Below are 13103 nucleotides of genomic sequence, written 5' to 3' on the forward strand. Positions count from 1 at the left end.
ATCATGAGTAAAATAGCAATCTTGTCCGTGATATTCGGACTCACTGCCCAATGTATCATCTCCCAGGCCATACCTCCAAAGGAATGGCAAATCAAAACTGCCCTGATGGCCGTACCTGCGGATTATAAAGATGGGGCCAAAGTATATGGCTATGATGCTTCAGGGAATTTTGTTACGCTGCGCGAAGGAAGCAATGATTATATCGCATTGGCAGCTGACCCCAAAAAGGAGAAGTTCTCTACTGCCGCATATCATAAGGAACTGGAACCCTTTATGGCACGTGGACGGGAGTTGAAAACCCAAGGTAAAGATGGAAAGGAAATCTTTGATATTCGGGAAGAGGAAGTTAAGGCTGGAAAGTTGAAAATGCCTGACAAGACCACTTTATGTGTCTTTACGGGAGATGTAAACACGGAAACCCAGGAAATTGAAAATCCCTATGTGCGTTATGTTTTTTACATTCCCTTTGCCACAGGGGAATCCACAGGATTACCCACCACCCCAACTCCTCCTGGGCACGCATGGATCATGAACCCTGGAACCCATAGGGCCCACATTATGATTACACCACCTAAGAATTAGAAAGGTTCAATGAAAAAAATTGTCTTTGACAATCCCCATCGGAAAAAGCATTTTGCTTTTTTCAATCATATGAACCATCCGCATTTCAACATTACGGCCAATCTGGACGTTGGCTCATTTCTACCTTACGTGAAGTCAATGCAATTGCCCTTGACCTATAATCTGGTTTATTTGCTATCCAAAGCCGCTAATGACATCAATGAGTTTCGATGGAGAATTAGGGAAAATGAAGTGGTTGAGCATGAGAGTGTGCATCCCTCTTTTACTGTTCCTACCAACGAAGCGGACGTTTTTAGTTTTTGCACGGTTCCATTTAAAAAAAGAGCCCAGGATTTTATCGATGATGCCAAACGGATCAATGAAGCCATGAAAACAAACCCTTCCATTGAAGATGAACCTGGAAGGGATGATTACTTGTTTATGTCGGCTATCCCTTGGGTTAGTTTCACCAGTATTCAGCATGCGATGCACTATCATCCCCATGATTCGGTGCCCAGAATAAGCTGGGGGAAATTTTTCACTCAAAACAATACGCAGTTAATGCCTTTGTCCGTTCAAGCCCACCATGCTTTGGTGGATGGCAGACATATGGGACTGTATTTCGAGAATATGCAGGAATTACTCAACAATCCTGAATTATTATCAACTTAAATACTTATTTAATAAAATTATTGTAACAAATCATCGATTTTACCTACATATAATGAAAATACATCATTATGGGTTTCAGTTCTCATGCCAGCAAAGTAGTTAAAATCAATAGGGCCTTATTAAAGAAAAGAAAAATTAGGACCAAAGCGGATGTTTATGGCAATCCAGTTGAAACTACTTTAGAATTTAAACCAGAATCACCACATTCAAAGCGCCGGGTAAAAGAAATGATCCAGGACAATAGGAAAACTAATTTGGCTGCGGGTTTAATGGCATTCCTAATTGTACTACTATTTTTGATTTCGATAGTGCTTTACCTAAAATAAGCTAACAATTTTTATGAGAGAATTTGTTTATTTTTAGCAAACACCTTCAATCATGTCAAAACACAGAATCCTAGCTATTGCCTTGCTGTCCTTCCTTTCATTTTTTAAAAATACCCATGCCCAGGATTGGCCCAATCTAGCTAAATATCAAGATGCTAACCAAAAGTTATTAACCGCTCCAATGGATGAAAATCGCGTGGTTTTTATGGGTAATTCCATTACCGAGGGGTGGACCAATGGTATGCCTTCTTTTTTTGAAAACCCTTCTTATGTAAATCGGGGGATTAGTGGTCAGACCACGCCTCAAATGCTATTGCGATTTAGGCAGGATGTTATTGATCTAAAACCCAAGGTGGTCCTTATTTTGGCTGGCACCAATGATATTGCAGAGAATACTGGACCTATGACCCTGGAGCAGATAAGGGATAATATTCAATCCATGGTGGAATTGGCGCAGGCTAACAACATTACACCCATAATCTGTTCGGTACTCCCTGCTTTTGACTACCCATGGAAACCCAAAATGGCTCCAAACATAAAAATCCCCCAATTGAACAATATGCTACAGCGACTGGCCAGGGATAAGAATATATTTTATCTGGACTATTTTTCTGCCATGTCGGATAACAGGAATGGGCTTCCCAAGGAACTGGCGGATGACGGGGTTCACCCAACTACCAAAGGGTATGAAATCATGGCCGAGCTTGCCAACAAAACCATTCAAATGGCTATTAAGAATTGAATATGAAATTTTACATTCCGCTTTTGGCGTTATTTTTCGGATGGTATGTGAGTGCCCAAAACAACATTCAAGTTCAACCCCTTCTGGAAAATTTGCCCATGTTCGATAAAATCAGGGATTTTACCATGGATGTAAAAGGGAAAGAATCCTACTTCACTATTCAATCCCCTAACGAGGAGGTGTCCGTAATCGTGAAATCCGTTAATGGGGAAAATGGTTGGAATATGCCAACAATTGCCTCTTTTTCCGGAAAATATAAAGATTTGGAACCTTTTCTGTCCCCAGATGGGTTGCGCCTATATTTTGTATCCAATAGACCTGTGGACCAGGGGTCAACAACCCTAAAAGATTTTGATATTTGGTACGTGGAAAGGGCTAATTCGACTTCTGAATGGTCTACACCTATTAATATAGGTTCACCAATCAATACCGAACACAATGAGTTTTATCCTGCTGTGGCCCAAAACGGGAATTTATATTATACCTGTGATTGCCCTGGGGCGCTGGGAAGGGATGATATCTTTTTCAGTTCGTATAATGATGGGAGTTTTGCCGAACCTATTTCCTTGAGCGGGAACATTAACACGGAGGGCTTTGAATACAATAGTTACATTTCCCCTGATGATTCTTACTTGATTTTTGGAGGATACAATCGTGAGGATGGTCAAGGGAGTGGTGACCTCTACGTTAGTTTCAAAGTCGATTCCGGGAATTGGACCAAAGCCATACCCCTACCAGCACCCATTAATTCAAAATACATGGACTACTGCCCATTTGTGGACCCAGCAAACAATATTTTGTACTTCACCAGCCGTAGAAGCCAAGAACCTGGCTCCAACATGGTTTCCATGGATGATCTCTTGGATTATCTGAAAAGCTATCAAAATGGTGGTAGCCGATTGTACAAAACCCAGTTTGATATCTTATCACTAAAATGATTCAGGAATTTTTGGCAGTTTCATGCAAAATCCAACCGTTAGCCTTTTTATCCCATTTAAAAATACCCAGGAATATCTTCCCGTATGTTTGGATTCCATTCTAGATCAGACCTATCCTTATTGGGAAGTCCTGGCGGTTGATGATCGTTCTGAAGACAATAGCAGAAAAGTTCTGGAAGCTTACGCAAAGAAGGATAACCGAATAAAAGTTTATCCCAATTCTGGAAATGGAATTATTCCAGCTTTACAAACAGCCTATGCCTATAGTTCTGGAGATTTGGTTTCCCGTATGGATTCTGACGACATCATGAAACCCAATCGCTTGGAAGTTATGGCAGAATTGTTGGGTATTCATGGAAAAGGTAATGTGGCCGTGGGGCAAGTACAATATTTTTCCCATCGAGGTATAAGCGATGGATACGCAAGGTATGAAACATGGTTAAATGCACTGACCGCAAACGGGAACAACTATGATGAAATCTACAAGGAATGCGTAATCCCTTCCCCCTGTTGGATGGTGCACAGGGATGATTTTGAATTGAGCGGTGCTTTCCGTCCCGATCGGTATCCCGAGGACTACGACCTCACCTTTCGATTTTATGAAAATCAATTGAAAATAATTCCCTGTAATGAAGTGCTTCATTTATGGAGGGATTATGATACCCGGACATCCAGAACCCATGAACATTATGCACAGAATTATTTTTTGGACATCAAGCTCCATTACTTTTTAAAACTGGACCATGAGCCTACCCGACAGTTAGTGGTCTGGGGCGCAGGATTTAAAGGCAAGACCATCGCAAAAAATCTGGTAAATCAGGATTTAGACTTTGTGTGGTTATGCGACAATCCTGCAAAAATTGGCAAAAAAATATACGGACAGGAATTAGTGCATTTTCAAACGTTGAAACAACTGAAAAATCCCCAGAGCGTGGTAACAGTGGCCAATGAGAATGCCCAGAAGGAAATCCGTGAATTCTTCTCCACGCTGGGACAACAGACCATGAAAGACTATTTTTTCTTCTGCTAGGTTTTGCAATGAACAATGAGCAATGAGCAATGAGCAATGAGCAATAAAATTGAAAATTGATAACTGATAACTGATAATTGTTAATTGACAATCGAATCTAACAAACCCTTAACACCGCTATTAGCTTAGTATCACCTATATTTGCTTAATCAAAGTTGGGAATGCAGTTTAAACATCCGGAAATCCTTTGGGCCCTATTACTTCTCCTTATTCCCATTTTCATTCATCTTTTTCAATTACGAAGGTTTAAAAGAACCCCATTTACCAATGTAGCCATGCTACAAAAGGTAGTTTCGGAATCTAGAAAAAGTAACCAGCTCAAAAAATGGTTGCTCCTGATCACAAGATTGTTATTGATTGCTGCCCTTGTAGTCGCATTTGCCCAACCCTTTAGCGCCTCCCAAACCGCAACCACAACAAAGGAGACGGTTATTTACTTGGATAATTCCTTCAGCATGCAGGCCAAAGACAATGGACTTTCCATTTTGGAACAGGCTGTTCAGGATTTGATAAAAAATGTTGGAGAGGATAATGTGTTCACCCTGTTCACCAATGAAAATACCTTCAGAAAGGTCACCGTAAATGAAATAAAAAACGAACTGTTGTCCTTACCATATACCCACAAGCAACTGGACGTTGATGCCATTTCTTTGCGCGCCAACAGCCTTTTCTCAAATTCCGAGGATGCTATAAAACAATTGGTGTTGATTTCGGATTTTCAACAAAACATGGGACAATCGGTTGGAGCACAGGACACCACCCTACAAACCTATTTGGTGCCTTTACGTCCTTCGCTAGATAGAAATGTTTCCATAGATTCCATAAGCTTGGAAGAACATCCTGCCGATCAGTCAAAACTTACGGTGAGGCTTTCAGGCGGTATCCATGAGGAAAGTCTGCCGATATCCTTGCATAATGGAGATCAGTTGATCGCCAAAACTTCTGCAAACTTCACTTCAAACGGAAATGCAAAAGTGGAACTTTCCATTCCCGCAGATACCGAAATTCTTGGAACAATCAGTATTCAGGACAATGGACTTTCTTTTGACAATCAGTTTTACTTCAATATTGATAAAAAGGAGAAAATAAAAGTACTTGCAATTAGTGAATCGGACAACAACTATCTGCAACGTCTATTTCCGAAGGAAGAATTTCAGCTTCAGTTATTTGGTTTAAACCAGTTGGATTACAGTGCCCTGGGGAATCAACATGTGGTAGTGCTCAACGAATTGAAATCCATCCCCAACGGATTGCAGCAAGTGCTCCGAAGTTTCAAGGAAAATGGCGGAACGGTGATACTGGTACCTTCTGTGGATTGCGATTTGAACACGTACAACCCTTTGTTGTCCAATTTCTTTGCCACCAAATTTCTGGAAACCCAGGTTTTGGATAAAAACATTACAGAAATTTCTTTTGACCATCCCGTGTACCAAAACGTTTTTAATAAACGTGTACAAAACTTTCAATATCCAAAGGTAAACCAGTCCTATAAACTGGTGACCCAGGCTCCAAGCCTACTTACTTTTGAAGGAGGGGAGCCTTTCTTATCTGGAATCAATGGGTTCTATTTCTTTACGGCAGCTCTAAAATTGGAAAATTCCAATTTTAAGAACTCCCCATTAATTGTACCTACCTTTTATAATATGGCAGCCTTCAGTCTAAAAGCGCCTGTCATACAGCACATGCTGGGGCAACCCACACGGATAGACATTGCCGCTGAACTAGGAAACGATAAAATATTAAAGGTTGCCAAAATGGATTATGAATTCATTCCAAGGCAGCAATCATTTACCAACAGGGTACGTTTGGATTTTGATGAAAACCCGTCAGAAGATGGTATTTATAGGATTCAGAAATCCGAAGAAACAATCAAACGCATCAGTTTTAACTACCCCAGAACGGAAAGTTTGTTAAGATATACGGAAGTGGAAGGAACAGAGCATGTTAGCGTCCAAGATTCCGTAACTGGACTTTTTGAACATCTGAAAGCATCAAATACCATTACTGCTTATTGGAAATGGTTTGTTATTTTAGCACTGTTTTTGGCCCTCTTGGAAGTCCTCATTCAAAAATTTATTAGATGAACATTCTGCTGAAGTCCGCAAAAATAGTATGCCCACAAAACAAGGCACTTCATTTAAAAAAGCGGGATATCCTCATTAAGAAAGGAGTAATCGAAAAAATTGCGGCTTCCATTCCTTCGGTTACAAACATCAAGGAATTTACCGCCAAAAATCTTCATGTATCCTTAGGTTGGTTTGATAGCAGCGTAAGCTTTGGGGAACCCGGTTATGAAGAACGCGAAACCATATCCAACGGATTGAAGGTGGCAGCAGCCAGCGGATTTACCGATATTTTGTTGAATCCCAACACCAAACCCGTACCGGATACCAGCTCAGATATTGTTTTTTTGAAAGAACGAGGTAATGGCTCCGCCACCAATCTCTATCCTGTTGGAAGTTTAACAGCGAATGATGAAGGCAGGGATTTGGCGGAACTATTTGACATGAAAAATGCGGGAGCGATAGCTTTTTATGATTTTAAAAAGCAAATATCCAATCCCAATCTTTTGAAAATAGCCCTGCTCTACGCTCAAAATTTTGATGGATTGGTAATGTCTTTTCCCCAAGATGGACAAATTAAAGGGAATGGCATAGTACACGAAGGCGAAATCTCTACCACTTTAGGGCTCAAGGGAATTCCAGCCTTAGCGGAAGAACTACAGATTTCAAGAGACCTGTTTATTCTGGAATACACAGGAGGCAAATTGCATATTCCCACCATTTCCACGGCTAATTCCGTTAAACTTATCGCTAATGCCAAGCGTAAAGGTTTGGACGTAAGCTGTAGCGTTGCCGTGCACAATCTGGCCTTTACAGATGATTCGTTAACGGAGTTTGATACCAACTTCAAAGTTTCACCTCCCTTGCGTGAAAAATCGGATTGCAAAGCCTTGATCAAAGGAATCAAAGATGGGGTTATCGATTTTGTGACTTCAGATCATTTGCCTTTGGATATAGAGGAAAAAAGAGTGGAGTTTGACAATGCGGCCAATGGAACCATAGGATTGGAAACTGCCTTTGGCACACTGAACCCTATGTTTGAATTGGAAGAGACTATCTCCATTTTAACCCAGGGTCGCGAACGCTTTGGACTTCAAATCCCGAAACTGAAGGAGGGAGAAAACGCATGCTTGACACTGTTTGACCCAACCATCGAATGGGAGTTTAATGAAGATGTCATTCGGTCCACCTCGAAAAACAGCATGTTTTTAGGTACGCGTTTGAAGGGCAAGGCACTGGGAATCATCAACAACAACCAATTCACTGTTTAATATTTTGAGTAGTTCCAAACTAGGCAGGTCTACTGCCATCGTAAGCTATATTACCATTCTAGGCTGTTTGATTGCCATCACCATGAACATGGAGCCCAAGCACGCTTTTGCCAGATTTCATGCCAGACAGGCTTTTGGAACACATCTGATCTACCATTCCTTGGCGATCTATCTGAATTTGACAAACGTTGACAATGTCATGGTTTGGGGAGTTCTTTGGGTAGTCTATCTTGGAGCTATTTTATATGGTTTTGTTGGAGCATTCAACAACCGTGAAGGTCTGCTACCAGGGCTGGGCGCAAAGTTTCAAAAATGGTTTACCTTTATTCCTTAAACTAATTTCATGTCCCCCACCGCATTATCCCTTGAATACCTGCTGAGACCTTCCAGCCTTACTTCTGGCAAAATTCCTGCGATTTTTATGTTTCATGGTTACGGTAGCAATGAAGAAGACCTTTTCTCCTTTGCTTCGGAACTACCGGAAGAACCCATGGTAATTTCGGTGCAGGCTCCCTATTCGCTGGAACCCTTTGGTCATACGTGGTACGCTATAAATTTTGATGCCGAATACGGGAAGTGGAGCGATGATGAACAGGCAAAATCCAGTCGGGATAAAATTGTTGCCTTCATTGATGAAGCCTGCGAAGCTTACAACTTGGATACGGAAAAGATTACGCTTTTAGGATTCAGCCAGGGTACTATTCTCAGTTATTCCGTGGCTTTGTCTTATCCCGAGAAAATCAAAAATGTGGTGGCGCTTAGCGGCTATATCAACGAAAAAATCCTGCTGGACGGTTATGCGGACAAAGACCACAGTCAATTGAACATTTATGCATCCCATGGTCAGGTAGACCAGGTTATACCGCTGGAATGGGCCCAAAAAACCCCAGAATTTCTAACCCAAATGGGCATTGCCCACGTTTACGAGGAGTTTCCTGTGGGGCATGGTGTTAGTCAACAGAATTTCTATTCCTTTCGGGATTGGTTGACCAAGTATCTTTAGTGGCTACGCGTATAGAGCAGGTGGTCCAAGAGGGTGAAATCTACAGAGAGGTCATCCTTAAGTTCATATTTGATAACCAAATCCCCCCAATATTTACCATCAGAAAAATCGGCCAATAACCATTTATGGTTAAGTACCTTTATTTTATTGATTTTGAAATCGCTTTCCATACCATCATAGGGAACTAAGGGGTTATTTCCCTTCCTTTCATTGGTCTCCAAAAGTTTATCTTCTATATATCTTACTGGATCTTTCAAATCAAGGTGTTCATAATAAGCCAATGCATCGTCATTATTTTCCAAGGAGAAATATTGAATATCCAAAATCTTGAGTTGGGATTTTTGCAGGGAATCCTTCAATTCTGAAATTTCGCTTTGTAACCCATCCAAATCCGTATTCATAGCCTTTTGGTAATTGTTGGCACTTACAAATTGATAAAGAACAATCAAGGCGGCAAAAACAAATAGGTATAGGAAAATTTTACTCTTCATAGTTTTTAAATCTTCAATTTTAAATTATCGTAGGCCAAATGTACATGCTTTGGCAATTTTTTTTCCACTTCATCATGAAAGCCCAACATATGGCTTATGTGGGTAAGATAGGTTTCCTCCGCCCCCACTTCTTCTGCAAATGCCAAGGCCTCTTCCAGATTAAAATGGGAATGGTGGGCCTCTTCCCTTAGGGCGTTGACCACTAAAACTTTGGCTCCTTTCATTTTATCCACTTCGCTTGGTTCCACACGCTTAACATCCGTCAAATACACAAAATCCCCAAAGCGATAGCCAAAAACCTCCAGCCTATTGTGAAAGGCGCGAATGGGAAGTACCTTAATTCCACCTAAAGATATCGGCTTATTACTTTCAACTTCGGTCACACTCACCGCTGGAGCGCCCGGATATCTATTTTCATCTGCAAATATGTAATCGAACCTAATTTTTAGGGATTCCACCACTCTTTTGTGTGCATAAATGGGAATATCACCTTGTCTAAAGAAAAATGGGCGAATATCATCAATTCCAGCAGTATGGTCAGCATGCTCATGGGTAAAAAGGATACCATCCAGCTTAGTCACTGAATGTGTGAGCATTTGCTGTCTAAAATCCGGACCACAATCCACTACATAATTGAAATTGTTCCAAGAAACCAAGACAGAAACCCTTAAGCGCTTGTCCTTCGGATTTGGACTTAGGCATACTGGATGATTGCTGCCAATAACCGGAATACCCTGGGAGGTTCCCGTGCCCAAAAAAGTAATGGTCATCGCATCATCCATTAAATCCAAAATTATAACTTATTTATTTAATAGATTTGGGGAAGAGTGTAACTTTGTTTTCCATAAACCATTGGTTATGTCCACTGTCAAGAATTCTACAAACGCCTTTGAAAATATCCCTTCAATCAAGGCGAAAACACTGCGAATAAATTTGAATCCCAACATTTATGGAACCTTTGCTGAAATAGGTGCAGGTCAGGAAACTGCGCGGCAGTTTTTCCGGGCTGGAGGAGCGTCTGGAACCATAGCAAAGGCCATGAGTGCTTATGATAAGGCCTTTAGCGATGCCATTTATGGCGTGGAGAACGATGGGCGGTACGTCACCCAGTCCCGCTTAAAAAGGATGTTGGAACACGAAATGCGATTGGTGGAAGAGCGAATCAGTCGTGAGAACAACCCTGATTATTTGTTCTTTTCCTTTGCAAATACAGTGGCCACAATCGATTTTTCCAAACGTTACAAGGGACACGGATGGGTAGGTATCCGATTTCAATTGGATCCCAAGCAAAAGGAATATGATGAGATTGTTTTGCACATACGTTTTCAACAAAATGAAGCGAGACTGCAGCAAGAAACGCTAGGTACTCTTGGGGTTAATCTTATATATGGTGCCTTTTTTAAATACCACAAGCCCAAAAAATTGCTCAAGTACCTCTATGATCATATAGATAGGGATACCATAGAAATTGACATGGTCAACTTTACAGGACCACACTTTAAGGATGTAGATAACCGCTTGATGAGTCTTCAGCTGATCCGAAATGAAATGACAGATGCGGTCATGTTTGGTCCTGATGGCAATAACTTACTACCTGCCGCCGTGTTGTACAAAAAAAGCATTTTGGCCCTTCGAGGGAGTTTTAGACCGGTGACCAAGGTAAATATGGACATGTTCCAAAAATCCTATGATATTTTCATTCGTGAACAAACAGTTGAATACGAAAATACCATTGTGGTCTTTGAGATTACCCTCTCTAACCTGAAAGCATCCGGTGAAATTGATGAGCAGGATTTTATGGATCGGGCAGAATTGCTTTGTTCCCTTGGACATACCGTGTTGATTTCCAACTTTAAGGAATACTATAAATTAGTTGAATACTTTAACAACTACACCAAGGCCAAAATTGGTATTACCATGGGTGTCAACAACTTGGTGGATGTATTTGACGAAAAATATTACCGTCATCTAAGTGGTGGTATCTTGGAAGCCTTTGGAAAACTGTTCTTCAAGGATTTAAAGGTATATTTGTATCCGATGAAGGATCCCGAAACAGGTCAAATTATGACCAGCAACAACGTGAAGGTCCATCCTCGTATGAAAGAACTTTACAAATTCTTCAAGTACAATGGTAAGGTGATGGATATTATCGACTACGATCCAGATATCATGCATATCTTCTCCCGAGAAGTTTTGCGCCGTATTACCAGCGGGGAAGAAGGCTGGGAGGAAATGCTTCCTGAAGGTATTGCAGAGATAATTCAGGAAAAACAACTTTTTACCAGAAAGCTGATAGCTGAGGACAAAAGCTCCTAATTTGTAAGGTTGCTCATCGCTTTTTATACTTTAGAAATAGCCAGGTAGCTAGAATAACCGCCAATCCAATAATAGCATAAATCCAGAATGAGGTTTTGCTTTCGGGGTTTTCCATGATTAAAATGGAGGTGTTCGCTTTTTGGTTGGTAAGCTCCTGTTTTTTGCCCCCGGCCCAAGTCACCACAATCCTTTCTACCGTATTGGCCGTTCCCAGACCAAAATGGGCTATTGCGGAATTTTGGGACATGTGACTGGAATTACCTCCATCAATTTCCCGAATCATATGCTTCCCATCCGAGAACACCTCTACCCTTGCACCAATGCCATTGGCTTCAGATGCCGTACCCTTAAGGGCAACCTTAAACCAGTTCCCTTTAGCACCATCGTTCCGGAACAACTTGGTAACGGAAGGCACTCGGTAGTTATCATGGATAGGCTTTTGGTTGACCACCAAAATATCCAAATCCCCATCGTTGTCCATATCAAATACCACAGAACCTCTGCCCACCCCCGGGTCATTGATTCCCTTTAAACTGGCATTTTCCACAAAACTTCCATTTTGATTGTCGTAGTAAAAATTGGCCATGGGATTACAATTGGGATTTAAGTCCCCATTGGAAACGTAGATATCCAAGTCCGTGTCATGGTCAAAATCGGCAAAATTAGCTCCCCAGCTAATAGCAAAACTGTAGGCCCCCGTTTCCTTGGCCACATTCACAAAGGGTTTGTTGCCGCCTTGGTTTTGCATCAAATAGTTGAATTTGATGTTGGTCACAAAATAATCCAGTAGGCCATCCTCATTATAATCGCCTACGGCTGCTCCCATTGCATTGATCTTAAGATCCATTTCTTTGTCTTCGCTCACATCCTTGAAACCCTTCCAAGGTGATCTATTTTTATATAGGAAGTTGGGCACGGCCTTATAACCAAAATCGTTATGGACAAAAATGTCCTGGTCGCCATCATTGTCATAATCCGTGAAAATACTTCCAAAACCAAAGCCTTTATGGCCTAGATTGTATTCCTCATACTGGTTTTCGAAATGCTTTCCCTCTTTGTTGATGAACAGATAATCTTTTGAAGTCTGATGGGCGCTGGCGATAGTGGCATCCTTCAGTATTCCCAGTTTTCCCGTGAACTCCACAAAATAGTTGCCCACGTACAGGTCGGGATAGCCATCCGCATTTACATCCCCAAATGAAGCGCCCGTACTGAAGGAGTTAAACTCCTTTAAACCATAGGCCGTGGTGGCATCCGTGAAGGTCCCATCCCCATTATTGATAAAAAGCAGATTTTTTGCCCTAGGAATTACGGTAGTGTTATCCTCGGAATTTATGGTGGTTATAAACAGGTCGCGCCATCCATCTTTGTTAACATCTGCACTGGCCACTCCTTGCGTAACGTAATCCGCTGTCACTTCCAAACCAGATCCCTCAAATACGTTTTTGAACTTCCCTTCCCCCTGGTTCAGATATAATACGTCCGATGTTGTGCCGCCGGTAATATAGAGATCCTCCAGCCCATCGTTATTTATATCGAAAACTACTGCCCCACCTCCAAAGGTTCCCTCGTAGACCAGAAACTGATGATCAATTCCAGCATCCTCCGTAACATCGGTGAACATTTTCTGTGCTTGAAGAAGGAAAGGACATAAAAGAATCAAGCAGTTGGCCAGGGAAAGTTTGCGCAT

General features: G+C 41.4%; 13 protein-coding genes. 10 read left to right on the forward strand and 3 right to left on the reverse strand.

The window, feature by feature from the left end:
* The first annotated feature begins 3 nt into the window (after positions 1-3).
* The 9 genes from ACRHOZ_RS06475 (at position 4) to ACRHOZ_RS06515 (ending at position 8606) form a co-directional block, all read left to right on the forward strand.
* Entirely contained in the window at positions 4-582 is a 579-nt protein-coding gene (locus tag ACRHOZ_RS06475) for a hypothetical protein (protein ID WP_431123651.1), read from the forward strand.
* Positions 583-591: 9 nt separating this feature from the next.
* A complete protein-coding gene (locus tag ACRHOZ_RS06480; RefSeq protein ID WP_431123654.1) occupies positions 592-1233 on the forward strand; it encodes a CatA-like O-acetyltransferase in 642 nt (213 codons plus the stop codon).
* 378 nt (positions 1234-1611) lie between these two features.
* The gene (locus ACRHOZ_RS06485) at positions 1612-2301 is read left to right on the forward strand and encodes an SGNH/GDSL hydrolase family protein (protein WP_431123657.1); all 690 of its coding nucleotides are present in this window, start codon (positions 1612-1614) and stop codon (positions 2299-2301) included.
* 2 nt (positions 2302-2303) lie between these two features.
* Positions 2304-3239, forward strand: a complete 936-nt coding sequence (locus tag ACRHOZ_RS06490) for a hypothetical protein (RefSeq protein WP_431123659.1) — start codon at positions 2304-2306, stop codon at positions 3237-3239.
* Between the two features lie 22 nt (positions 3240-3261).
* A complete protein-coding gene (locus ACRHOZ_RS06495) occupies positions 3262-4269 on the forward strand; it encodes a glycosyltransferase family 2 protein (RefSeq protein WP_431123660.1) in 1008 nt (335 codons plus the stop codon).
* Between the two features lie 161 nt (positions 4270-4430).
* Positions 4431-6353 carry a BatA domain-containing protein gene (locus tag ACRHOZ_RS06500; protein WP_431123661.1) on the forward strand — a complete coding sequence of 641 codons (1923 nt, stop codon included), beginning with the start codon at positions 4431-4433 and terminating at the stop codon, positions 6351-6353.
* Positions 6350-7603 carry a dihydroorotase gene (locus ACRHOZ_RS06505; RefSeq protein WP_431123663.1) on the forward strand — a complete coding sequence of 418 codons (1254 nt, stop codon included), beginning with the start codon at positions 6350-6352 and terminating at the stop codon, positions 7601-7603. Before ACRHOZ_RS06500 ends, ACRHOZ_RS06505 begins: the two co-directional genes overlap by 4 nt.
* A gap of 4 nt (positions 7604-7607) precedes the next feature.
* Positions 7608-7937, forward strand: coding sequence for a hypothetical protein (locus ACRHOZ_RS06510; RefSeq protein WP_431123664.1), 330 nt, complete (start codon positions 7608-7610; stop codon positions 7935-7937).
* A gap of 9 nt (positions 7938-7946) precedes the next feature.
* A complete protein-coding gene (locus tag ACRHOZ_RS06515; protein ID WP_431123666.1) occupies positions 7947-8606 on the forward strand; it encodes an alpha/beta hydrolase in 660 nt (219 codons plus the stop codon).
* Here ACRHOZ_RS06515 and ACRHOZ_RS06520 read toward each other — a convergent pair.
* Both ACRHOZ_RS06520 and ACRHOZ_RS06525 read right to left on the reverse strand, forming a co-directional pair.
* On the reverse strand, positions 8603-9097 hold the full coding sequence (locus ACRHOZ_RS06520) for a hydrolase (RefSeq protein ID WP_431123668.1): 495 nt from the start codon (positions 9095-9097) through the stop codon (positions 8603-8605). The two genes, ACRHOZ_RS06515 and ACRHOZ_RS06520, sit on opposite strands and share 4 nt — an antisense overlap.
* A gap of 5 nt (positions 9098-9102) precedes the next feature.
* Positions 9103-9867, reverse strand: coding sequence for an MBL fold metallo-hydrolase (locus ACRHOZ_RS06525; RefSeq protein WP_431124622.1), 765 nt, complete (start codon positions 9865-9867; stop codon positions 9103-9105).
* 88 nt (positions 9868-9955) lie between these two features.
* On the opposite strand from ACRHOZ_RS06525, the gene ACRHOZ_RS06530 reads away from it, so the two are divergent.
* Entirely contained in the window at positions 9956-11413 is a 1458-nt protein-coding gene (locus ACRHOZ_RS06530) for a TonB-dependent receptor (RefSeq protein ID WP_431123670.1), read from the forward strand.
* Positions 11414-11426: 13 nt separating this feature from the next.
* Here the strand turns inward: ACRHOZ_RS06530 and ACRHOZ_RS06535 are convergent, their stop codons facing one another.
* Positions 11427-13103, reverse strand: a complete 1677-nt coding sequence (locus tag ACRHOZ_RS06535) for a CRTAC1 family protein (RefSeq protein WP_431123673.1) — start codon at positions 13101-13103, stop codon at positions 11427-11429.

This window comes from Flagellimonas flava, assembly GCF_050617915.1.
Classification (GTDB): Bacteria; Bacteroidota; Bacteroidia; order Flavobacteriales; family Flavobacteriaceae; genus Flagellimonas; species Flagellimonas flava_A.